Source organism: Solilutibacter tolerans (assembly GCF_900155935.1).
Lineage (GTDB): Bacteria > Pseudomonadota > Gammaproteobacteria > Xanthomonadales > Xanthomonadaceae > Solilutibacter > Solilutibacter tolerans.
The window spans coordinates 395,001-417,901 of record NZ_FTLW01000003.1 but is presented as its reverse complement, the minus strand read 5'-3'; the positions used below and the strand labels follow the sequence as shown (position 1 = coordinate 417,901).

At 64.1% G+C, this 22,901-nt stretch carries 21 protein-coding genes, 1 pseudogene and 1 riboswitch (1 of these 23 only partly in view); of the genes and pseudogenes, 10 read left to right on the top strand and 12 right to left on the bottom strand.

Annotated elements, in window-relative coordinates; all coding sequences use genetic code 11:
• Positions 1 to 60: 60 nt before the first annotated feature.
• Entirely contained in the window at positions 61 to 1,353 is a 1,293-nt protein-coding gene (gene waaA / locus BW989_RS08210; RefSeq protein WP_076587142.1) for a lipid IV(A) 3-deoxy-D-manno-octulosonic acid transferase, read from the top strand.
• Positions 1,354 to 1,416: 63 nt separating this feature from the next.
• Here the strand turns inward: waaA and BW989_RS08205 are convergent, their stop codons facing one another.
• From BW989_RS08205 to BW989_RS08190, 4 genes are all read right to left on the bottom strand, one after another.
• Complete coding sequence (locus BW989_RS08205; RefSeq protein ID WP_076587140.1) at positions 1,417 to 2,820, bottom strand: TolC family outer membrane protein; 1,404 nt, start codon at positions 2,818 to 2,820, stop codon at positions 1,417 to 1,419.
• 58 nt (positions 2,821 to 2,878) lie between these two features.
• On the bottom strand, positions 2,879 to 3,532 hold the full coding sequence (locus BW989_RS08200; protein ID WP_076587138.1) for a protein-L-isoaspartate O-methyltransferase family protein: 654 nt from the start codon (positions 3,530 to 3,532) through the stop codon (positions 2,879 to 2,881).
• A 101-nt stretch (positions 3,533 to 3,633) separates the two neighbouring features.
• Entirely contained in the window at positions 3,634 to 4,281 is a 648-nt protein-coding gene (locus BW989_RS08195; protein WP_076587136.1) for a TetR/AcrR family transcriptional regulator, read from the bottom strand.
• A 68-nt stretch (positions 4,282 to 4,349) separates the two neighbouring features.
• Positions 4,350 to 5,288, bottom strand: coding sequence for a homoserine kinase (locus BW989_RS08190; RefSeq protein ID WP_076587134.1), 939 nt, complete (start codon positions 5,286 to 5,288; stop codon positions 4,350 to 4,352).
• A 76-nt stretch (positions 5,289 to 5,364) separates the two neighbouring features.
• A riboswitch (TPP riboswitch) is annotated at positions 5,365 to 5,464 on the top strand.
• A gap of 52 nt (positions 5,465 to 5,516) precedes the next feature.
• On the opposite strand from BW989_RS08190, the gene thiC reads away from it, so the two are divergent.
• The 3 genes from thiC (at position 5,517) to BW989_RS08175 (ending at position 8,827) form a co-directional block, all read left to right on the top strand.
• Positions 5,517 to 7,397, top strand: coding sequence for a phosphomethylpyrimidine synthase ThiC (thiC, locus tag BW989_RS08185; RefSeq protein WP_076587132.1), 1,881 nt, complete (start codon positions 5,517 to 5,519; stop codon positions 7,395 to 7,397).
• A 24-nt stretch (positions 7,398 to 7,421) separates the two neighbouring features.
• The gene (locus BW989_RS08180; RefSeq protein WP_076587130.1) at positions 7,422 to 8,117 is read left to right on the top strand and encodes an ion channel; all 696 of its coding nucleotides are present in this window, start codon (positions 7,422 to 7,424) and stop codon (positions 8,115 to 8,117) included.
• A gap of 98 nt (positions 8,118 to 8,215) precedes the next feature.
• Entirely contained in the window at positions 8,216 to 8,827 is a 612-nt protein-coding gene (locus tag BW989_RS08175; protein WP_242651385.1) for a DUF4136 domain-containing protein, read from the top strand.
• Positions 8,828 to 8,894: 67 nt separating this feature from the next.
• Here the strand turns inward: BW989_RS08175 and ppa are convergent, their stop codons facing one another.
• The 3 genes and pseudogenes from ppa to BW989_RS08165 form a co-directional block, all read right to left on the bottom strand.
• Positions 8,895 to 9,449 (bottom strand): inorganic diphosphatase, encoded by a 555-nt coding sequence (gene ppa, locus BW989_RS08170; protein ID WP_076587128.1) that lies wholly within the window; start codon positions 9,447 to 9,449, stop codon positions 8,895 to 8,897.
• Positions 9,450 to 9,555: 106 nt separating this feature from the next.
• Positions 9,556 to 9,915: an OmpA family protein gene (locus tag BW989_RS12825; RefSeq protein ID WP_242651397.1), complete on the bottom strand. Its 360-nt coding sequence runs from the start codon at positions 9,913 to 9,915 to the stop codon at positions 9,556 to 9,558.
• 117 nt (positions 9,916 to 10,032) lie between these two features.
• Positions 10,033 to 12,060, bottom strand: a pseudogene (locus tag BW989_RS08165) (sodium-translocating pyrophosphatase); the annotation flags it as partial.
• Between the two features lie 235 nt (positions 12,061 to 12,295).
• Here BW989_RS08165 and BW989_RS08160 point away from each other — a divergent pair.
• Entirely contained in the window at positions 12,296 to 12,787 is a 492-nt protein-coding gene (locus tag BW989_RS08160) for a hypothetical protein (protein ID WP_076587124.1), read from the top strand.
• A 16-nt stretch (positions 12,788 to 12,803) separates the two neighbouring features.
• On the opposite strand, the gene BW989_RS08155 is transcribed toward BW989_RS08160, so the two are convergent.
• Together BW989_RS08155 and BW989_RS08150 are read right to left on the bottom strand one after the other, a co-directional pair.
• On the bottom strand, positions 12,804 to 13,028 hold the full coding sequence (locus BW989_RS08155; RefSeq protein ID WP_076587123.1) for a DUF167 domain-containing protein: 225 nt from the start codon (positions 13,026 to 13,028) through the stop codon (positions 12,804 to 12,806).
• 15 nt (positions 13,029 to 13,043) lie between these two features.
• A complete protein-coding gene (locus tag BW989_RS08150) occupies positions 13,044 to 14,282 on the bottom strand; it encodes a 6-phosphofructokinase (protein WP_076587121.1) in 1,239 nt (412 codons plus the stop codon).
• A 100-nt stretch (positions 14,283 to 14,382) separates the two neighbouring features.
• On the opposite strand from BW989_RS08150, the gene BW989_RS08145 reads away from it, so the two are divergent.
• Together BW989_RS08145 and mpl are read left to right on the top strand one after the other, a co-directional pair.
• Positions 14,383 to 14,961, top strand: coding sequence for an adenylate kinase (locus tag BW989_RS08145; RefSeq protein WP_076587300.1), 579 nt, complete (start codon positions 14,383 to 14,385; stop codon positions 14,959 to 14,961).
• A gap of 110 nt (positions 14,962 to 15,071) precedes the next feature.
• Positions 15,072 to 16,430: a UDP-N-acetylmuramate:L-alanyl-gamma-D-glutamyl-meso-diaminopimelate ligase gene (gene mpl, locus BW989_RS08140; RefSeq protein ID WP_076587119.1), complete on the top strand. Its 1,359-nt coding sequence runs from the start codon at positions 15,072 to 15,074 to the stop codon at positions 16,428 to 16,430.
• Positions 16,431 to 16,448: 18 nt separating this feature from the next.
• On the opposite strand, the gene BW989_RS08135 is transcribed toward mpl, so the two are convergent.
• Entirely contained in the window at positions 16,449 to 18,440 is a 1,992-nt protein-coding gene (locus BW989_RS08135; protein ID WP_076587117.1) for a bifunctional DedA family/phosphatase PAP2 family protein, read from the bottom strand.
• Positions 18,441 to 18,519: 79 nt separating this feature from the next.
• On the opposite strand from BW989_RS08135, the gene BW989_RS08130 reads away from it, so the two are divergent.
• Genes BW989_RS08130 through BW989_RS08120 form a run of 3 tightly spaced genes read left to right on the top strand, consistent with a single transcriptional unit; the run spans position 18,520 to position 21,006 of the window.
• Positions 18,520 to 19,347, top strand: coding sequence for an SDR family oxidoreductase (locus BW989_RS08130; protein ID WP_076587298.1), 828 nt, complete (start codon positions 18,520 to 18,522; stop codon positions 19,345 to 19,347).
• The gene (locus BW989_RS08125; protein ID WP_076587116.1) at positions 19,344 to 19,775 is read left to right on the top strand and encodes a VOC family protein; all 432 of its coding nucleotides are present in this window, start codon (positions 19,344 to 19,346) and stop codon (positions 19,773 to 19,775) included. The genes BW989_RS08130 and BW989_RS08125 overlap by 4 nt, the downstream gene beginning before the upstream one ends.
• Position 19,776: 1 nt before the next feature.
• Positions 19,777 to 21,006, top strand: a complete 1,230-nt coding sequence (locus tag BW989_RS08120) for an acetylornithine/succinylornithine family transaminase (protein WP_076587114.1) — start codon at positions 19,777 to 19,779, stop codon at positions 21,004 to 21,006.
• 7 nt (positions 21,007 to 21,013) lie between these two features.
• Here BW989_RS08120 and BW989_RS08115 read toward each other — a convergent pair whose 3' ends face one another.
• Both BW989_RS08115 and hemL read right to left on the bottom strand, forming a co-directional pair.
• Positions 21,014 to 21,922, bottom strand: a complete 909-nt coding sequence (locus BW989_RS08115) for an ion transporter (RefSeq protein WP_083688391.1) — start codon at positions 21,920 to 21,922, stop codon at positions 21,014 to 21,016.
• A gap of 26 nt (positions 21,923 to 21,948) precedes the next feature.
• Positions 21,949 to 22,901, bottom strand: partial view of a glutamate-1-semialdehyde 2,1-aminomutase gene (hemL, locus tag BW989_RS08110; protein WP_076587113.1) — the 3' portion only. 331 nt of this gene lie beyond the right edge of the window; only the last 953 of its 1,284 coding nucleotides appear in the window; the start codon falls outside the window, past its right edge — the gene reads right to left on this strand; the stop codon is at positions 21,949 to 21,951.

The following is a 22,901-nucleotide window of genomic DNA, read 5'->3' as shown; positions in this document are numbered from 1 at the left end:
GGGGATTCTAAGCGGCGCTGTCTTGCCGGTGCGATGCGGGCTTCCATTATCCTTGGCGCAATGAAGCCCGATTTCACCGAACGCCTGCTGCGCGGCCTGTACTCGCTCGCGTTGTATGCCTTGTTGCCGGTGACCATCTATCACTTGGTATGGCGCGGCTTCCGCCATCCCGCCTATTTGTCGCGATGGAATGAGCGTTATGCGTTCTACGGCGACAAGGTTGCGCAAGACCCCACAATGCAGCGCACCTTGTGGGTGCATGCAGTGTCGGTCGGGGAAGTGGCCGCCGCCGCCGCCCTCATCAACACGTTGCTGAAGAAATACCCGGGGCGTCGGATGGTGGTGACCAGCATTACCCCAACCGGCTCCGAACGCGTCCAGGCGTTGTGGGGTGATCGTATCGAGCATGTCTACCTGCCCTATGACTTGCCCGGCGCAGTCGGGCGTTTCCTTGATCGCTACAAGCCATCGCAGGCGCTGATCATGGAGACAGAGTTGTGGCCGAATCTGTTGTTCGGATGTCGTGATCGCGGCATCCCGGTGGCGATCCTCAATGCGCGATTGTCCGCGCGTTCGCTGCGGGGTTATCGCGTGCTGGCACCGCTGGTCTCGCGTGCGCTGCGGACCGTGACGCGGGTATGTGCGCAGACCGCGGCCGATAGCGAGCGCTTCGTCTTGCTGGGTGCGCGTGCGGAATCGGTTGTCGTGACTGGCAACTTGAAATTTGATGTCACTGATCGTGATGACGCGGACGCCTTTGTCGAGACTTTCCGTCGCCACGCGGGGCGACGCATGGTGTGGATTGCGGCCAGCACGCATCCGGACGAAGAGCTGCCGGTGCTGCTGGCGCATCGTCGTTTGCGGCGGCGCTGGCCGGACTTGCTCTTGCTCTGGGCGCCACGTCATCCCGAACGTTTCCGCCCGGTCGTCGATCGATTGCGCAGTGCAGGATTGCGCACGGCGACTCGCAGCGAGGATCGAATGGCGGGCAAGGACGATGCCGCCTTCGTTATCGACACCCTGGGTGAGCTGCCAATGTTCTTCGGTGTCAGCGATGTCGCATTTGTCGGCGGCAGCCTGCAAGACATAGGCGGCCACAACTTGTTGGAACCTGCCGCGGCGGGCATCCCAATCGTCACCGGTCCGCATTTGCACAACTTCACCCAAATCGCCGATGCACTCAAAGCAGCCGGTGCGATGCGGGTCGTTGAATCGGATGAAGTATTGGGCGATGAGTTGGATGTGCTGCTGGGCGATCCGGAGTTGCGCAAGAAGATGGGCAAGGCTGGGCGCGCCCTCGCAGAGTCAGGTCGCGGTGCACTGGCACGCACGCTGACAGCTGTGCGTCTTTGATCGCATACAAGGAAAACGCCGGGCGAACCCGGCGTTTCAGTCTGGCGATATGGCTGATGTCGCTTAGTTGCGGATGCGCGGCACCTGTCCGGCCGGCACCGTCAGCTGGCGATTCACATCCTGCAAATCGCTGATATCGAGCGTGCCAGCGGCCTGCTCCAGCACCAGGCGGCTTTGCAAATATTGGTACTTGGCTAGCGAATACGCCTGCTGAGCATTGAACAGGGCTTGTTGGTTCAGCAGCACGTCGATGACGGTGCGGGTACCGACTTCCAAACCCACTTGCGAAGCGTCGTAGGCGCTTTGTGCGGCGACCAGTGCCAGGCGGCGCGCCTCGACGGCACTGATGCCGGCGGTAAGCGACTGATAAGCGTTGCGGGTGTTGCGCTCCAGGGCGCGCTTTTGCTGCTCCAGCTGCTCTTCGGCGACATCGCGCTGGGCCACGGCCTGGCGCACACGAGATGCGGTGGCGAAGCCGTTGAAGATCGGGACCGACAAGGTCACGCCGACGCTCGGGCCGTAGCTGGTGCTGTCGCTGTTGAAGTCGATGCCCATTTGCCGGCCATTGGTATCGCTCTTGCTGCGGCTGTAGCCACCATTGGCGTAGAGGCTGGGCAGGTAGCCAGCACGCGCAGTGCCGATGTCTTGCTCGGCCGAAGCAACGCGGGTCTGCTGCGCGGCCAGTGCTGGATTGTTTTCGATGGCGCGGTTGACCCACTCATCGGCACCGCCGGCGGCTGGCAACTCGGGTTTGAAGTCGTCCGGCAGGCCCATCAGGCTGAGCACCGGTTGGCCGGTGATTTCGGCCAAGGCCTGATAGGTATCTTCCAAGGCATTGCGCTGCAGGATGGTGTTGGCGCGTGCGCCTTCATACTGCGCGCGGGCTTCATGCATGTCGGTGATGGGCGCCAGGCCCACCTCAAGACGCTTGCTGGCGAAATCGAATTGCTTCTTCAGCGCGGCTTCCTGTGCTTCGGCGGCCGCCAAGGTTTCCAGCGCCACCAGCACGTTGAAGTACGCCTGCGAGGTGCGGGTGATCAGCTGGCTGCTGGTGGATTCCAGCTGCAGCTCGCCTGCGCGGCTAATGAGCTTCTGCGACTTGTGCTGGCTCAGCACGCGCGGATCCCAGATCATCTGGTCGGCCGAGATGCGGCCACTCAGGCTGTCGGTGGTGCTGGTGCGTGCACCACCCGAGATCAGCACACCGGTCACCGGGTCGTATTGGGGTTCGCCCGATTCGCTGGTGTTGCGCGAGCGGCTGGCACCCAGGCTGCCGTTGACCTGCGGCAACATCTGCGCACGAGTCTGTACTTGGCCTTCGGCGGTGGCGCGTTGGCCAGCTTCGGCGGCGGCCAGCTGCGGGTCACTGCCACGCGCAAGCTGGTAGGTCTGGATCAGGTCTTCCGCCTGCGCGGCGGCAGGCAGGAGGGCGATCGACAGGGCAAGGGCAAGCGGGCGGCAACGCATTGGCAATCCTCAAACAAGCAAGTGCGCGGAAGCCGTCAGGCCGCCCCGCGCCAAGGGGTCATAGAACGAATCGGGGGGCAGGCTCGCCGCCGACAAGGTAGGGGATATCGGTTTCGAACAACGAATCAGCCTGCGGTGCGTTGACATTGCCCCGCAATAAAGCAGCTTCCATCACCGGCGATTGGCCGTGGATGACAAACAAGCGGCCATTCGGTGCCAGCCATTCTAGGAAGCGGGAAGGAATCTCCGCGACGGCGCCGGTGACGCATACCGCATCGAAACGGGCATCGGTCTGCCACGCCATCGCATCGGCGGTTTCGACGCTGGTATTGCCCAGGCCACGTGCAGCCAAGCGGGTGCGCGCCGCATCGGCGAACGTGGGGTCAATCTCCAGGCTGTGCACGGACTGGCCTAGCTGGGCGAGGCAGGCGGTCAGGTAGCCGCTGCCAGTGCCGATCTCCAGCACGCGCTCATTGAGCTGGATGCCCAATGCCTGCAGCGTGCGGCCTTCGATCACTGGCTTCATCATGAATTGGCCATGGCCGATCGGCAGCGACAGGTCCGCATAGGCCAACTCACGGTGTGCTTCATCGACGAAGGCTTCGCGCGGGGTGCTGCCGATCACCGACAGCACGCGCGGGTCGAGCACTTCCCAGGGACGAACTTGCTGTTCGACCATGTTTTCGCGGGCTTGGGCGTAATCGATCGTCATGGGAGGCATTCGCAAGAGGGGGCGGGCATTTTACCGGCCCGGACAGCAGGATGCCCGTGATGGGCCGTGGAATTGAGTGCCGGAAGTCATCCGGCCTATGGTCATGATGCGGCGGGCTGATGCGCGCGCAGGAACAGATCGACCACGCTCGCGAGGTGACGCTCGGTAGCGCCTTGATCCATGTCAGCCGGGAATCCGATCATCAAACGTGCATGCGGCTCGCCCTTGAGCAAGGCGAAGAAGTGCGATGCGGCCATGTCGGTGTCATCAATATCCAGCTCGCCCGCATCTACCCGGCGCTTGAGCATCTCGGACAGGCCGTTCTGGATGCGCTCAGGGCCAGCTTCCCAGAACAATCGCGCCATGTTGGGCGTCATCGCATGTGGCGCGCACAACATGCGGTGGCCAGCGATGGCCTGCGGGCAGCTGACCATGGCGTAGAAGGCATGGGCGATGTCGAGCAAGCGCGGGCGCAAAGCGACCTCGGGCGACGGTTCGAACAACTCGAGCGGCATCTCACGTTCGCAATGTGAACGCACCACGGCAGAAAGCAGGCCGTCCTTGTCTCCGAAGTGGCTGTAGACGGTCAGTTTGGAGACGCCGGCAGTCTGCGCGATCTGATCCATGCTGACGCCATCAAAGCCTTGCTCCGAGAACAGCTGCTGCGCGGCCTCGAGCACCGCGGCACGCTTGGCGGGGTCTTTGGGGCGGCCGAGAGGCGGGCGGGGAGTGGTAGTCGCAGCGGGCATGTGCACAATAATAAACCGATTGGTTCTTTAATTCGAGGCCCTGCCGCGACAGGATTCATCTGGCGTCGTCAGATCAGGGCCGCTGCCGGGGCGTTGACCGGGGTGATGTGGGCCGTGGATGAGAAGCCGGCGTCGGCGAAGGCTTGCTGCATCGCCAAGGCCGCGGCCTCTGCCTGGCTGCGCGAGGTAAACCAGCCGAACAGGCTGGGCCCGCCACCTGATATGCCCGCGCCCAATGCGCCATGGTCCAGAGCCGCCTGCCGCACCCGGTTGAAGCCGGGGATCAAAGGCGCGCGGCGCGGCTCCACCAGCACATCGCGCAAACCCTCTCCAATGAGCGTCAGGTCATTCCGTGCCAGTCCGGTCAGGAACAGGGCGAGGGCGGTCGATTGGGCGACGAAATCGGCCAGCGGGTAAGGAGTTGCCAGCACTTCGCGGCTGCGGCGCGTCTCCAGCACCAAGTCTGGGTGGACGACGGCGGCGTAGAGATGTTCGGGTGCCGGCAAGCGCAATAATCGGGTCGATGTTGCCAAGGTGACGCCGCCCAGCAGCATCGGGCCGACGTTGTCGCCTTGGCGGCTTTGGGTGGAGATGTATTCGCCAGCCAGTGCATGCGGATACAGGGCCCCGCGCGTCAGCGGCGCATCCAGCAGCGCATTCGCGGCCACCAAGGCCGCGACTGCCGCCGATGCCGAGCCGCCCATGCCGGAGCCGAGCGGAATGCCCTTGTCCAGTTCCACTTCGAAACCGAACGGCAGCGCCAGCGCCTCGCGCAGCGAAATCAGCGCCGCCCCCGCCGTGTTGCCCGTGGCGATGAGCGGGATGCGCTCGATGCCTGCCACCTCGCCGCCAATGCGGATGACGCGGACCTCGGGCTGCGTGATGCGCCGCACCGTGGCTACATCGCCCACGCCCTCGATGCCGTGGCCGAGCAGATCGAAGCCGACCCCGATATTGCCGACGCTGCCGGGCGCACGGGCGCGGGCTTCGTGGAGGCTGGACGGCATGACGGTTCCGGGAGGCGGCGGGCCCACAGATTAACGCGGGTACCTCGCATCGGTGCGACCGGCGTGTTCCAATGTCGCCATGAAGCGGGGGTACCGTCGGCGCGCCGATGGTTGAGACAGACCCTTCGAACCTGATCCGGTTGATACCGGCGTAGGGAAGCTTCGCGACACATGCCGTTACTGGGTGTGCGCGCCGCCGCTTCGTCCACCCACACAGGACGAATGCCGATGAATGCCATGCCCGCCACCGAATTGCTGCGCCAGGCCGAAGAACTCTCCGCGGAGGTCGTGCGCCCGATCCCGGGCTCGCGCAAGGTGCATGTCGAAGGCTCGCGCCCGGACCTGCGCGTGCCGATGCGCGAAATCCAATTGACCAAGACACCGACATTGTTTGGTGGCGAAGACAACGCACCGGTCACGGTCTACGACTGCTCGGGTCCGTATACCGATCCAGACGCGAAGATTGATTTGTCCGTCGGCTTGCCAGCCTTGCGTGCGAAATGGATCGACGAGCGCGGCGATACCGAAGTCCTTGGCGCATTGAGTTCCGAATTCGGTCGCGCGCGCGAAACCAATCCCAAGCTCGATGCGGTGCGCTTTCCGAATCGCGCCCTGCCGCGCCGCGCGAAAGCCGGCGCGAATGTCAGCCAGATGTATTACGCCAAGCGCGGCATCGTGACGCCGGAGATGGAGTTCGTCGCCATTCGAGAAAACCAGCGGCTGGAAGCCGTGCGCGAGGCGCATCTGTTGGCGCAGCATCCGGGCGAGGCCTTCGGCGCAAACATCCAGACGCTCATCACGCCGGAATTCGTGCGCGACGAAATCGCGCGCGGTCGCGCCATCCTGCCGAACAACATCAACCACCCGGAAAGCGAGCCGATGATCATCGGCCGCAACTTCCTGACCAAGATCAACGCCAACATCGGCAACAGCGCGGTGTCATCAGGTATTGCGGAGGAAGTGGAAAAGCTGGTGTGGTCGATCCGCTGGGGCGGCGATACGGTGATGGACTTGTCCACCGGCAAGCACATCCACGAAACCCGCGAGTGGATCATCCGCAACTCGCCGGTGCCGATCGGCACGGTGCCGATCTACCAGGCGCTGGAGAAGGTCGATGGCCGCGCCGAGGAACTCAACTGGGAGATCTTCCGCGACACGCTCATCGAGCAGGCCGAGCAGGGCGTGGACTACTTCACCATCCATGCCGGCGTGCTGCTGCGCTACGTGCCGCTGACGGCGAAGCGCGTGACCGGCATCGTCTCGCGCGGCGGCTCGATCATGGCGAAGTGGTGCCTGGCCCATCACAAGGAAAACTTCCTCTACACCCATTTCGAAGACATCTGCGAGATCATGAAGGCGTATGACGTCGCCTTCTCGCTGGGCGATGGCCTGCGCCCGGGCTGCATCGCCGATGCGAATGACGCCGCGCAATTCGGTGAGCTGGAAACGCTGGGCGAGCTGACGAAGATCGCGTGGAAGCACGACGTGCAGACGATGATCGAAGGCCCCGGCCACGTGCCGATGCAGCTCATCAAAGAGAACATGGACAAGCAGCTGCGCGAGTGCGGCGAAGCGCCGTTCTACACGCTGGGCCCGCTGACCACCGACATCGCGCCGGGCTATGACCACATCACCAGTGCGATCGGCGCGGCGATGATCGGCTGGTACGGCACCGCGATGCTTTGCTACGTGACGCCCAAGGAACATTTGGGCCTGCCCAATCGCGAGGACGTGCGCGAAGGGATCATGGCCTACAAGATCGCCGCGCATGCCGCGGACCTGGCCAAGGGCCACCCCGGTGCGCAGGTGCGCGACAACGCGCTCAGCAAGGCGCGTTTCGAGTTCCGCTGGCAGGACCAGTTCCATCTCGGCCTCGATCCCGAGCGCGCGATGGAATACCACGACGAAACCATGCCGAAAGAGGCGCATAAGCAGGCGCATTTCTGCTCGATGTGCGGCCCGCATTTCTGTTCGATGAAGATCACCCAGGACGTGCGTGAGTACGCCGCCGAGCATGGCATGAGTGATGAAGAAGCCCTGAAGGCGGGCATGGCGGAGAAGTCGGCCGAATTCCGCGAGCAGGGCGCCGAGGTCTATCACGAGCAATAAGCCCAGACGCGCTAGCATCGCCCGATGAAACTGCCTTCGCCCACGATTTCCCCCTTCCTGCATTTCCTTGCATCGTTCAAGCGCACGCCGTCGCGGGCACTGCTGTTGGTCCAGTTTCTCTCGCTCTTGCTCTATCCGCTTGCTGATGGCAGCCCAGCCGGGCAGATCGCGACCAGCATGATCAGCGTTGGCGTGTTGGGGGTGGCGGTGTGGATGGTGCATCAGTCGCCACGCGATGGCTGGGTGGCCACGTTGCTCGCGGTGGTCAGTATCGGCTTGTGGTGTGGTTATCGGTTTGGGGGCGGCGTGGGACTAGGTGTGGGCGGCAGCTTCTTCTATGCGGCGACCTACTTTTACGCCGCCTATTCGCTGATCACTTACATGATGCAGGACGAGCACACGACTCTCGACGAGCTCTGGGCCGCTGCCGCGACTTTCATGTTGTTCGTCGAAGCCTATGCGTGGCTCTTCATGGGCACGCAGCTGTTGCAGCCGTCATCGTTCACGCCGGTGGCGCTGGATGGTAGCCAGCCGGTGCGCACCTGGGTGGAGTTGCTGTTTCTGTCCGGCACCAATTTTTCCGCCACGGGCTTGTCCGACATCACGCCCGTGACACCGTTTGCACGGATGTTGTGCATCATCGGCCAATGGAATGGCGTGATGTATCTGGCCATCGTGGTCGCGCGCCTGGCCGGCATGCTCAAGCCGCGCAAAGGGTGAACCGAAGGCAACGTCGGGCCGCCCGGGCGCTCGCATTCAAGCCTGATTCCACCCGACGTCCTACACTCAGATGTATTCACGAAACACCGGGGGCCACCATGAACAACATGCAACGTCTTATCCGTCCTTTTATGGTCGCAGTCGCCGCTTGCGTCATGCTGGCCGCTTGCGCCAGCGGCCCGCGCGTGCGCACGGATTACGATCCGACGGCCAACTTTTCGCAGTACAGGACGTGGGGCTGGTACTCGCCCATTGCGATGGAGCAGGCCGGCTACTCCAGTTGGGTCAGCGAGCGCATCAAGGCCAATGTGCAGCGTGAAATGGATGCGCGCGGTTACCGTTACGATGAAAAAACGCCCGACCTGAAGGTCAACTTCCAGGCTGTGGTGCAAGAGCGCAGTGATGTGTACTCGATGCCGCGATCGGATGTCGCCTGGGCATACAGCTATCGCGCCCGCAGCTATGTCGCGGTGCCAGTCTGGTATGACGAAACCATGGTCAGCAATTACACCGAAGGCACATTGACCGTGGACTTGGTCGATGCTGCGAAGAATCGCATGGTGTGGACGGGGGATGCGATTGGCCGTATCGGCGCGCGACGCACGCCGGAAGAACGTGCTGTGGATGTTGATGCATCGGTGGCAGCGATCTTCAGCAAGTACCCGTATTCGGCCGGCAACGGACAGCCGCTCCCGCTGCCCGCGCGCTGATCAGGCCGCAGCGATCAAAATAAAAAGCCCCGCTTCGGCGGGGCTTTTTCATGCGTTGCGCCGACACTTAGAAGTGCGGCTTCTCGGCATCGGGCGTATCGTTGAAGCGCTTCATCGATTCGACCAGGATCTGCTTGGCCTCCGCTGCGCCGCCCCAGCCTTCCAGCTTTACCCACTTGCCCTTCTCCAGGTCCTTGTAGTGCTCGAAGAAGTGGCCGATGCGCTCCAGCCAGTGCGGGCTGACCTGCTCGATGTCAGTGATGTGCGCGTAACCGCCGAAGATCTTCGGTACCGGCACCGCGATGATTTTCTCGTCGCTGCCGGCTTCATCCGACATTTTGAGCACGCCCACGGGGATGCAGCGGATGACGCTGCCCGGCACCAGCGGCAGGGGCAGGATCACCAGCACGTCGGCCGGGTCGCCATCGCCACACACGGTGTGCGGCACGTAGCCGTAGTTGCAGGGGTAGCGCATCGGGGTGGACAGGATGCGGTCGACGAAGATCGCGCCGCTGGCCTTGTCCACCTCGTACTTCACCGGCTCCGCGTCCTTCGGGATCTCGATGATGACGTTGATTTCGTCGGGGGGATTCTTGCCGGTGGAAACGAGGTCGAGGCCCATTGGGCGGCTCCGTGCGCTGGGAAAGCGGGCATTCTAGCCGCCCATGCGGCAGCGCACAAAAAACGGCAGCCCGAAGGCTGCCGTTCTTCTTTCATGTTGGCGCGAATCAGTCCAGGCGGACTTCCACCCGACGGGCGCTGGCCGGGTCAACGCTGCCGGTGGTCAAGGCCGGTTTTTCCAGGTCGATGCGGTCGGCATTGATGCCAGCGGCGACCAAGGCATCGCGCACGTTCTGCGCACGTTGCTTGGAGAGCTCCGCATTGACGGCGGCATTGCCCGAGGCATCGTGGAAGCCGGCGACGGTGGCCTTGGCCGAGGCATCGGCCTCCATCGTCCTGATCACGCCGGAAAGGGCCGTGCCGGCCTCCACCGGCAACTGCGCCGAGCCGGAGCCGAAGTAGACATCGGCCGAACGATCATCGCCGCGGGTGACGAAGGCGGGAGCCCCGGCGTCGGTCGCGTTCATTGCCGCGCCGGCATCGCTACCGGGTTGGGCGGCCGGTTGCGCATCCGTCGCCATCGCAGCCACGGGCGCGCCGTGCGCGATCGCTGCCGCATCGGCATGACCCCCCGTCTTGACCGGCAACAGCGGCACCAGCAGCAGGGCGACGATGTTGATGATCTTGATCAGCGGGTTGATGGCCGGGCCGGCGGTGTCCTTGTAGGGATCGCCGACGGTATCGCCGGTGACCGCGGCCTTGTGCGCTTCGCTGCCCTTGCCGCCGAAATTGCCGTCTTCGATGTACTTCTTGGCGTTATCCCACGCGCCGCCGCCAGTCGTCATCGAGATGGCGACGAAGATGCCAGTGACGATGGTGCCGATCAAGAGGCCACCCAGCGCTTCCGGTCCCAACAGCAGGCCGACAATGATCGGCACCACGACCGGCAACAAGGACGGCACGATCATTTCCTTGATCGCCGACTTGGTCAGCATGTCCACGGCCTTGTCGTACTGCGGCTTGGCCTCACCCGTCATGATGCCCTTGATGTCGCGGAACTGGCGGCGCACTTCCTCCACCACCGCGCCGGCCGCGCGGCCGACGGCTTCCATCGCCATCGCGCCGAACAGATACGGGATCAACCCGCCGATCAACAGGCCGATGATCACCCGGTGATCGGACAGGTCGAAGGCGAAATTCACGCCCGGGTGCGCGGCCTCGAGGTTGTGCGTGTAGTCGGCGAAGAGCACCAGCGCCGCCAGCGCGGCCGAGCCGATCGCATACCCCTTGGTCACCGCCTTGGTGGTGTTGCCCACCGCGTCCAGCGGATCGGTGACATCACGGACGTCACTCGGCAGCTCGGCCATTTCAGCGATGCCGCCGGCGTTGTCGGTGATCGGGCCGTAGGCGTCGAGCGCCACGATCATGCCGGCCATCGACAGCATTGAGGTCGCCGCGATGGCGATGCCGTACAGGCCGCCGTGCAGGTAGGAGAACCAGATCGCCAGACAAACGGCGATCACCGGCAGCGCGGTGGACTTCATCGATACGCCGAGGCCCGCGATGATGTTGGTGCCGTGGCCGGTGGTCGAGGCCTGCGCGACGTGTTGGACCGGCTTGTACTGCGTGCCGGTGTAGTACTCGGTGATCCACACGATCAGGCCGGTCAGCACCAGGCCGATCAACGCGCAGACATACAGGTTGAACCAGCCGTGGCTGTTGTCGGCCATCAACGATTGGGTGATCGGGATGAAGGCGAGCGCCGCCAGCACCGCCGAGATGATCACGCCCTTGTACAGCGCGCCCATGATGTTGGGCTTGCTGCCGGAGACCTTGACGAAGAACGCACCGATGATCGAGGCGATGATCGACGCGCCGCCCAGCACCAGCGGATAGAGGATCGCGTTCTTGCCGGCGGTCGCCGCCATCAGGCCGCCCAGCAGCATCGTCGCGATCACGGTCACTGCATAGGTTTCGAACAGGTCCGCCGCCATGCCGGCGCAGTCACCGACGTTGTCACCCACGTTGTCCGCGATCACGGCAGGGTTGCGCGGATCATCCTCGGGGATGCCGGCTTCGACCTTGCCCACCAGGTCCGCGCCGACATCCGCGCCCTTGGTGAAGATGCCGCCGCCCAAGCGCGCGAAAATCGAGATCAGCGAGGAACCGAAGGCGAGGCCCACCAGCGCGTGCAGGGCCTTGTCCTGCGGCACGCCCATCTTCTCCAGCACGAACCAGTAACCGGCGACGCCGAGAAGCCCCAGGCCCACCACCAGCATGCCGGTGATCGCGCCACCCTTGAAGGCGACGTTCATCGCCGGGCCCATGCCGCTGCGGGCGGCCTCGGCGGTGCGCACGTTGGCGCGCACGGAGACGTTCATGCCGATGTAACCGGCCGCGCCCGACAACACCGCGCCGATCAGAAAGCCGATCGCCGTATGCCAGCCCAGGAAGATGCCGATCAACACCAGCAACACCACGCCCGCGACGGCAATCGTCATGTATTGGCGGTTGAGGTAAGCGCGCGCGCCTTCCTGGATCGCGCCGGCGATTTCCTGCATGCGTTCGTTGCCGGCAGGCTGCCGGTTGATCCAGCCCGCGGCCCACAGGCCGTAGGCAATCGCGATGACGGCGCAGACCAGCGCCAGAATGAGACCGTACTGCTCCAGCATGAAACCTCCCCAGATTCGGATGCGGATGATTCGGTGAAAAAGCCGTAAAACGCGCCGACTATGGCATAGCGACACGTTTTTTCTTTGCTGTGCCGCAATAAATCCGGCGTCCTGTGACGCAGCCTCAACATGAACAGGGCATGGCGCCATGCCCGCCGACTCCCACGCGATTCAGCCCGTGCATGACACCCTGCCGCCATCCACATCATCAGGATGCTGAATCATGCGGCTCTCCATGTTGGCGACAAGTCTCGCCCTCTTCGCATTGACCGCCCATGCCGGTGGGCAACAACCCGAGATCAAGCGCCCGGTGGGCAAGGCTCAGGCGGTGGGTGCATTGCACACGCTGCGGGTGATCCCGGAGGCCTGCATGCGCATCCAGGGCAAGTTCACCGGTGATGCCGCCAAGCCCTACGACTTCGCCGCCGTGCCGACCGGCACCCGTTGCCAGCCAAGAGCGAAATTGGTCGATGCCGCATCGGTCAAGCCGCAAGGCAAGTCGGGTTGGGTGTATGCCGATGAAGTCCGTGTACCCAGCGCTGCGTGCCCGAGCCAACAGGCCGTGGTCCGCCTGTGGCGCAGCACCGCCGAGGCCGCGCCGCCCAAGCTCGATGCACAAGGTCGCAGCCGCTTGTACGTGAAGGATTCCATGGCGGGCAAACCGGATACCACCAGCGTGCCGACGTTCGCCATCGAGATGGGCGTCGCCGGCAAGGTCTGCAAATAGCGCTTTAGGGTGATGCTCAGTCCGCGATCGTCACCCGCTTGATCCGCGCGCCGGCACCGGCCTTGATCGTCACGTCCTGCTTGCGGCAGCCGAAGTAATCGGCCAGCAGTGAGATCAGCTCGGCATTTGCCTTGCCATCGACCGGCGGTGATTTCAGCTGCGCCAACCAGATGCCGTCCTCGCCTTCGCTAAGCGCCTGCATGCGGGCATTGGGTTTGACCTTGAGTTGCAATGTGCGCATGAAACAACCTGCGCATCAAACAAAATCAAATCGCGCGTACTTGGGCAACCCATCCTTCGCATACGGCGGGTACGCTTCGCCGCGAATCAACGGCTGCAGATAGCGGCGTGCGGCATCGGTGATGCCAAAGCCGTCCTCGCGGATGAAATCGTCGGGCATCTTCTTCTCGGCATTCGCGATCCGTTCCAGCGGCGCCGCTTCCACCCGCCAGCGATAGGGAGAATCGCTGATGCGGCGAATCACCGGCATCGTCGCATTCAAGCCCTTCAACGCGAATTGCACCGCCTTGCGACCGACTGCCTGCGCATGGCGGAAGTCGGTCTCTGACGCAATGTGGCGCGCCGAGCGCTGCAGGTAATCCGGCATCGCCCAATGCACCTTGTAGCCCAGCGTCTGCTGCACGCGACCCGCGAGATGGCTGGCTACGCCGCCCAGTTGCGTGTGGCCAAAGCTGTCCGTGCCGCCGCCCGCATCGGCGACGAACTTGCCGTTCGCATCCTGTATGCCTTCGCTCGCCACCACCACGCAGTAGCCGACGCGCTTCACCACCGCATCGACGGCGGCCAGGAACGCGGCCTCGTCATACGTGCGCTCGGGGAAAAGAATGAGATGCGGCGCCTCATCCGGCGTACGGCCAGCCAGTCCGGCGGAAGCCGCTAGCCAGCCCGCATGCCGGCCCATCGCCTCGTAGACGAAGACCTTGGTCGATGTGGAAGCCATCGCCGCGACATCCAGCGCACATTCGCGCACCGACACCGCCGTGTACTTGGCCGCCGAGCCAAACCCGGGGCAGCAATCGGTGACGGCCAGATCGTTGTCCACCGTCTTGGGCACGCCGATGCAGGTGAGCGGATAGTTGAACTCCTTGGCCAGCTGCGAGACCTTGAGCGCGGTGTCCGCCGAGTCGTTGCCGCCGTTGTAGAGGAAGTAGCGCACGTCGTGCTTGCGGAAGGTGTCCAGCAACTGCTCGTAGCGCGCGCGGTCATCGATCAGCGATTTCAGCTTCACCCGGCAGCTGCCAAACGCCCCGCCCGGGGTGTGGGCGAGGGTGCGGATATCGGCCGGGCGCAAGCTGCTGGTATCGATCAAATCATCGTTCAGCACCCCCAGGATGCCGCTGCGCGCGGCCAACACGGGGACGCCGTGGACACGGGCTTCGGCAATCACCGCGGCGGCCGTGGCATTGATGACGGCGGTCACGCCGCCGGACTGGGCATAGAGGAGGGTGCCTGCGGGACGGGTTTTCTTCGACATAAGTAGGAGGGATCAGGGGGCCGGATGCGTTAAGCTGGTCAATGTTGCGCTGCACCGAGTGTAGCGCCCGGCAACGACATCCTTCGTCATGGAGCACACGATGCGACTGGTTCTTCTCGGCCCCCCCGGTTCTGGCAAAGGCACGCAGGCTGCGCGCCTGAAGGACCATCTGCAGGTGCCGCATATTTCCACTGGCGACCTGCTGCGCGCGGAAGTGGCAGCCGGCAGCAAGCTGGGCCTGGAGGCGAAGGAAGTCATGGCCCGCGGCGAGCTGGTCAGCGACGCCATTCTCTTGGGGATGCTGGAAGACCGCTTCTCCCGCGCCGATACCGCCAACGGCTTCATTCTGGATGGCTACCCGCGCAACCTGGCCCAGGCCGATGCGCTGGGCAAGCTGCTGGCCCGCATCGGGCAGAAGTTCGATGCCGCCGTGCAGCTGGATGTGCCGACCGAGCTCCTGGTCGAGCGCATCGCCGGCCGCGCCAAGGCCGAGGGCCGCGCCGATGACAGCCCGGAATCGGTGCGCACGCGTTTGCAGGTCTACAACGATCAGACTGCGCCGGTCATCGATTACTACCGCCAGCAGGGCGAGCTGACCGTCGTCAATGGCGTCGGCGAGCTGGACGACGTGTTCGCGCGGATCATCGAGGCGATCACGCCGGGCCAAGAGGTCGGTTGATCGGGCTGACTTGCGGGTCGAGGGCCGGTGGCCTCGCAAGTCGCTCCCCGCACTCGCTTGGTTGCGAGGCCACCGGCCATCAACCCTGGGCACGCGGACGTCCTTCGACGATGAAACTCCACATCCTCGGCATTGCCGGTACTTTCATGGGCGGCGTCGCTGCCCTCGCGCGCGAACTCGGGCATGAGGTCGAAGGCAGTGACCAAGCGGTTTACCCGCCGATGTCCACGCAGCTGGAAAAGCTCGGCATTGCGTTGAGCCAAGGCTATGACCCCGCGCACATCAGCGCGGATGTCGAGTCAGTCGTCATCGGCAATGCCCTTTCGCGCGGCAACCCCGCGGTCGAAGCGGTGCTGGACGAAGGTCGCGCCTACACCAGCGGCGCCGAATGGCTGCGCGACCATGTGCTGCCGGGCCGCGAGGTGATCGCCGTCGCCGGCACCCACGGCAAGACCACCACGACCACCATCACGACGTACTTGTTGCAGTCCGCAGGCCGCGAGCCCGGCTTCCTCATTGGTGGCGTCGCCGAGGATTTCGGCGTGTCCGCGCGGATTGGTTCTGGCCGCGAGTTCGTGGTCGAGGCCGACGAATACGACACGGCCTTCTTCGACAAGCGCAGCAAGTTCGTCCATTACCGGCCGGCGGTCGCCATCCTCAACAACCTTGAGTACGACCACGCCGACATCTTCCCGGATCTGGCCGCCATCGAGCGCCAGTTCCACCACCTCATTCGCACCGTGCCGCATCGCGGCCGCTTGATCGTCAACGGCGAAGACGACAACCTCAAGCGCGTGTTGGCGGTGGGTTGCTGGACGCCCGTCGAGACCTTCGGCATTGGCGACGGGTTCGACTGGTCCGCCCATCTCGTGAACGCGGATGGCAGCATCTTCGACGTCATCCATGCGGGCAACAAGATCGGCACGGTCGAATGGCCGATGCTGGGTCGCCACAACGTCATGAATGGCCTCGCCGCGCTCGCCGCGTGTCAGGCAGTAGGGGTGGATGCCGCTTCGGTCATCCCCGCGCTTGCGAACTTCCGCAGCGTGAAACGCCGCATGGAAGTGGTGGGCGAGATGGGCGACATCACCGTGTACGACGACTTCGCCCATCACCCGACCGCCATCGCCACGACGCTCGATGGCTTGCGTGCGAAGGTGGGCGATGCGCGGATCGTGGTGGCGATGGAGCCGCGTTCGAATTCGATGCGCCTGGGCGCGCATGCCGAGGCACTGGCACCTTCGCTGGCCGGGGCCGATGTCGTGGTGTTCCTCGCCCGCCCCGAATTGCCCTGGGATGCCGACAAGGTGATCGCGGAGGTGCGCGGCGAAGCGATCGCCGTGCCCGACGCCGAGACGTTGCTCGCTGCCTTGGCCGCGCGTGTGCAGGCCGGCGACCATGTGGTGTTCATGTCGAATGGCGGTTTCGACGGCGCGCCGCGTCGCTTCGTCGAGCGGTTGCGCGGCTGAGCACGCGCGGCCCACGGATCAGTCGCGGGCGGTGATCACCCGCAACACGCGGATGTGGTCACTGCGCTCGCCTTCCTCACGGCGTTCGATACCTTCCAGGTCTTGTTGTAGCTGCGCATAGGCCGCGCCCGCATCGTCCACGGGCAACCACAGCCAGGCGACATCCATCACTTGGCGATGTCGCATCGTTTGCACCGTGCCCACCCAAAGCGGCGTATCGCCGGCCAGTCGCGCCGGTGCGGGCCACACGCGCAGCACGCGTCGCTCATCCATCCGGTCGCCCTCATGAACCATCAGTAGCGACTCCGGGCGGCCTTCCAGCGCGGCGGGCAGGATCGGGTGCTGGTCGGCGCGGGTGTCGCCGTCAAGCACGCTCAGCGTGTCCACCCACCCGGCCTGCGGCTTCACGCGCCAACCGCGCACCTCGAGCGCGGTCTGCAAGGGCACCAAGGGGCCCGCGACCTGCAGGCCCAGCGGCCAGCGGATGCGATCACCGCGTGCATTGCGCGTTCCAGGCAGACGCTGCCAACCCTCGCTCCACCACGCCTCGATTGTCATGGTCTCGGCAGGCGGGGGCGGCGAGAAGCGCGCCAGCAGTTGCTCGGTGCCGCGCGGCGCATGCCATAGCCCGGCCAGTGCAAACACGCCATAGAACACGGCGACCAGCGGGCGCATCCAGAACGAGCGCGCGACATGGCGGCGGTAGGCGATGCCCAGCACCAACACCCACAGCATGCCGAAGATCACCCCGCTGACGACATCGCTCAGCCAATGCGCGCCCAGGTACAGCCGGGCAAACGCGATCAGGGTGACGATGACCGCGGCGCTCATGTATGGCCAGACCCGGCGACGCCCCGGCCATTCGCGTGCGATCAACACGGCAAAGAAGCCGAAAGTGATCGTCGCCATGGTCACTGTCACCGAGGGAAAGCCGAAGCCATCTGGTGCGGTAGGCGGCCTGGGCATCGTCACCAGTTGTTTGACCAGCACGGTGGCCAGCCAGCCACAAGTCAGCGCGGCCATCCAATGTGCGGCAGCCAACCAGCGGCGACGCCACGCCAGCCATATCAGCCCGGCGATCACCGCCGGTGCCAACACCTGCACGTCGCCCAGGCGCGAGAGTGCGGCCATCAAATGGTCGGCCAGTGGATTGCGCAGGCTGAACATCACGTCATAAACGTGGTGATCCATCGCCAAGGGGCCGCCGCGCACCGCCAGGGCGGTCAGCCACATCAGCGCCGTCCACGACATCGCCAATAGCGCAGCCAGCAGCAGTAACAGCGACGGAGATTCCGGGCGATTCGGGTCCACCACGTACCCGGCTGCGCGTCCCAGCAACGGATGCGCACGCGACCAGCGCAGCACCCGCGCCATCAGACTGTCGGTGTGCAGCGCAAACCAGCGTGAACCGTACACCACCAACGCCCAGACCAAGGCCACGGCTGCGGCCAGGGCCGCCAGCACCAAGGCCAACTTATCGGCGACGGCAGCCACTGCGTCGTAGGATTTGCCGAAGATCCAGCCCGGTGCCAGGAACGAGACCGCCCACAGCGCGCAGGCCACCGCACTGGCCGGTGCATAACGCCGGAAGGGCATTCGCAGCATGCCGGCGATCGCCGGGACGAAGGGGCGCACCGCACCAACAAAACGGGCGATGAAGATGCTCTTGACCCCGTTGCGCAGGAACAAACGCTCGCCGCGATCAAGCAGTTGGGGGTAGCGGCGAAACAGCCACAGGTCCCGCATCGCAGGCCCCCAACGGTGGCCGATCCAGTAACTCAGCGCATCACCGGCGAAGGCACCTGTCGCCGCCGCGACCGCTACATACGGGCCATTGATGTAGCCAAGGCCGATCAGCGCGCCGACCGCAAACAACAGCGGTAGGGCGGGCACGACGATGCCGACCACCGCCAGTGCGTCGCAAAACGCAATAAGGAAGGCCAGGCCGCCAGCCGCCATTGGGTTCTCGCCGATCCAAGCGACGAGCTGGTCAAACCATTCCGAAGACATTCCAAGATTATAGGAGTGCGCGATGACGCCCAACCGCACGTGCGGCCTATACTTCGACCAAACCATTCGGATACGAATCGTGAGCACACTTTCCGGCAAGACGCTTTTCATTACCGGCGCATCGCGCGGCATCGGTCGCGCCATCGCCCTGCGCGCGGCGCAGGATGGCGCCAACATCGCCATCGTCGCGAAATCCAGCGTTGCCAACCCCAAGCTGCCCGGCACCATCCACAGCGTGGCCGAAGAAGTGCGCGCCGCCGGTGGCCAGGCGCTGGCTATCCAATGCGACATCCGTGATGAAGAAGAAGTACGTGCGGCCGTCGCCGCGACGGTTGAGCAGTTCGGCGGCCTGGACATCCTCGTCAACAACGCCAGCGCGATTTGGCTGGCCGGCGCCCTCGATACGCCGATGAAGCGCTATGACCTGATGACGCAGGTCAACTCGCGCGGCAGCTTTTTGTGCGCGCAGGCGGCATTACCTGAGCTGATGAAGTCGGCCAACCCGCACATCCTCACCTTGGCGCCGCCGCCGTCGCTGGATCCGAAATGGTGGGCCCCGCACACCGCCTACACCTTGGCCAAGATGGGCATGAGCTTCGTCACCTTGGGCCTGGCCGGCGAATTCGGCCGCAAGGGCGTCGCCGTCAACGCGCTCTGGCCCAAGACCATCATCGCCACCGATGCACTCAACATGATTCCGGGCGTCGAGATTGATCGATGCCGCAAGCCGGAGATCGTCGCTGACGCCGTGCGCGAGGTGCTGATCCGCGCTGCCAAGGCCAACAACGGCCGTTTCTTTATCGATGAAGAAGTCTTGCGCGAAGCGGGCATCACCGATTTCTCAGGCTATGCAGTCGATCCGTCCAAGCCGCTGCTGCCGGACCTCTTCCTCGACCCGACCCCATGAAGTACTTGCACACCATGATTCGCGTCCGTGACCTGGACGCGAATCTGCGCTTTTTCTGCGAAGGCCTGGGCCTGCGTGAGCTACGCCGGATGGACAATGAAGCCGGGCGCTACACCTTGGTTTTTCTCGCCGCTGATGAAACACCCGACGCCCAGATGGAGCTGACCTACAACTGGCCCGCGGAGGACGGCAGCACCGAGGATTACGGCAACGCGCGCAACTTCGGACATCTGGCTTTTCGGGTGGACGATATCTACGCCACGTGCGCGCACCTGCAATCGATGGGTTACACCATCCACCGCCCGCCCCGCGACGGCCACATGGCCTTTGTGAAATCGCCGGATCAGATTTCTGTCGAGCTCTTGCAGGACGGCCATTTGGCACCGGCCGAACCGTGGGCATCGATGTCGAATACCGGAACCTGGTGAGATGACGACCCACAACGACACCGCTTCATTGCTTGAGATCGGTCGTGAGCGCTATGTGCCGGTGTACAAGCCGCGCCCGATGGTGCTCGACCATGGCCGCGGTTCGCGTCTGTGGGACAAGGCCGGCAAGGAATATGTGGATCTCGCCGGCGGCATCGCCGTCTGCGCGCTAGGCCATGCCGATCCCGAACTGATCGATGCGTTGACCACGCAGGCCGGCAAGCTTTGGCACACCAGCAATGTCTTCAACAGCGAGCCGCCGCTGCGCCTGGCCGAAGAGTTGGTCGTCGCATCGAAGTTCGCCGAGCGCGTGTTCCTGTGCAACTCCGGTGCCGAGGCTAACGAGGCGGCCATCAAACTGGTGCGCAAGCACGCCGCCGCCCAAGGCCGCACGCCCGACAAGCGCGTGATCGTGACCGCCCGCGGCAGCTTCCATGGCCGCACGCTGGCCACCGTCACCGCGACCGCGCAGCCGAAATATCAGGAAGGCTACGAGCCCTTGCCCGCTGGCTTCCGCTACGTTGATTTCAACGACCTCTCCCAACTCGAAGTGGCGATGGCCGGCGGCGATGTCTGCGCGGTCATGCTGGAGCCCGTGCAAGGCGAGGGTGGCGTGATGCCGGCGGCACAGGGCTACCTGCAGGGCGCACGCACGCTATGCAACCAGCACGATGCGCTCTTAGTGCTCGACGAAATCCAGTGCGGCATGGGTCGTACCGGCCCCCTGTTCGCGCACTGGGCTGATGGTGTGGTGCCCGATGTGGTGACGTTGGCCAAAGCACTCGGTGGTGGTATCCCGATCGGCGCGATGCTGGTCGGTGACAAGGCTGCGCAAACTCTGCAATTCGGCGCGCACGGCACCACCTTCGGCGGCAACCCGCTGGCGGCAGCCGTTGCACGTGTGGCGCTCAAGCGCATCGCATCACCGCACATCGCCGACAACGTGGCGCGACAGGCGAACGCCATCCGCGACGGCCTCAGTGCGATCAACGCTGAAATCGACGTGTTCGATGAAGTGCGTGGGCGCGGCTTGATGCTGGGCGCGGTATTGAAGCCCGCTTATGCAGGACGCGCAGGTGAAATCCTCGATGCAGCAGCAGCGCGTGGCTTGCTATTGCTGCAAGCTGGCCCTGACGTGCTGCGTTTCGTGCCGGCGCTCAACATCACCGATGAAGACGTGGCCGAAGGGCTCACGCGCCTGCGATTGGCACTGGGCGATATCGTCCGATAATGCCCGATCAATCTTCCTCGCCACGGTCCGGCAAGCAGCGGCCGCATTTGCGGCAATACCAAGCGTCGGTCTCGTGATCTGGCAGGCCGCATTCGGTGCAACGCACGGTCATGCGGCTGCGCTCGCGCATGGTGCGGGCAAGCTCCGCCGTATAGATGCCGGTCGGCACCGCGATGATGCTGTAACCAATCAGGATCAGCACCGAAGTCACCAGCCTGCCCAACGGCGTGCCAGGCGCGATATCACCAAAGCCCACGGTCGCCATCGTCACCACCGCCCAATACATGCCGGTCGGGATGCTGGTGAAGCCTTGTTCCGGTCCTTCGATCACGTGCATCAGCGCACCGAAGATCACGGTGATCGTGAGCAAGGTCGCGATGAACACCGCGATCTTGCGCCGACTGCGAACCAGTGACTGCACCAGCACACCCGCTTCGCTGGAATACTCCACCAGCTTCAGGATCCGGAAGATGCGCAGCAGACGCAGGATGCGCACCACCGTCAACGACGTGCTGCCCGGGAACAGCAGCGACAAGAACGTAGGCAGGATCGCCAGTAAATCGATCACGCCAAAGAAGCTGGTCGCGTAACGCACCGGGCGCCGCACTACCCATAGGCGCAACAAGTATTCAGCAGTGAAAAGCAGAGTGAAAAACCACTCGGCCGCATACAGTGCGTCGTGCCAGCGCGCCTTGATCGACGGCACGCTGTCCAGCATCACCACCAACACACTTGCCAGGATCGCGATGATCAACGCGATGTCGAAATCGCGTTCCAGCCGCCCTTCGTGGTCGAAGATGATATGGAACAGGCGATTACGCAGCCCGGTTTCAGCCGCCGGGCGATGCTGGCGCTCGAACAGGCTGCGCGAGCTGTGCTCGCCCTGTGGCTGCGGGGAGTCTTGCGAAGGATCCATTGCTTGAACGATGCCGTGCCGGTCGATTACAGCGCGTGAAACGCTGCGCGCGCCGCTTCGATGGTGTTCGCGATGACTGCATCATCATGCGCGCTGGAGACGAAGCCCGCCTCGAATGCAGACGGTGCCAGAAACACGCCGCGATCCAGCATCTCATGGAAGAAGCGATTGAACGCCGCAGTGTCGCAAGCGAGTGCGCCCGCATAGGTATCCACTTTTTCCGCGCTGAAGAATAAGCCAAACATGCCGCCCACGCGCTGCGTGCTGAAAGGTACACCCGCGTCTTTTGCGGCCGCCTCCAGCCCATCGCACAGCGTGTTGGATTTCGCATCCAAGCCTTCGTAGAAACCCGGGGCCTGGATCAAATCCAGCATCGCCAAACCTGCCGCCATCGCCACCGGATTGCCGCTGAGCGTGCCGGCTTGATAGATCGGACCAGCGGGAGAGATCTGTTCCATCAATTCGCGGCGCCCACCATAAGCGCCGACCGGCATGCCGCCGCCGATGACTTTGCCGAAGGTGCTGAGGTCGGGTGTGACGCCATAGCGTGCCTGCGCGCCACCGAGTGCCACGCGGAAGCCGGTCATCACTTCGTCGAAGATCAGCAGCGCGCCGTGCTGTGTGCATAGATCGCGCAGGTGCTGCAAAAAGCCTTCGCGCGGCGGCAGGCAGTTAGCGTTCCCCACCACTGGCTCGATGATCAGGCAGGCAATATCGTCGCCGCATTCGTCGAACAAAGCCGTCGCGGCCTGGAAATCGTTATAGGGCAGGGTGAGGGTGAGGTCGGCCAATGCTTTCGGCACACCTGGCGATGTCGGCACACCGAATGTGAGTGCGCCGCTGCCGGCTTTCACCAGAAAGCTGTCGCCGTGGCCGTGGTAACCGCCTTCGAACTTCACCATGCGCATGCGGCCGGTTGCACCGCGCGCCAGGCGAATGGCGGAGAGCGTGGCCTCTGTGCCTGAATTCACCATGCGCA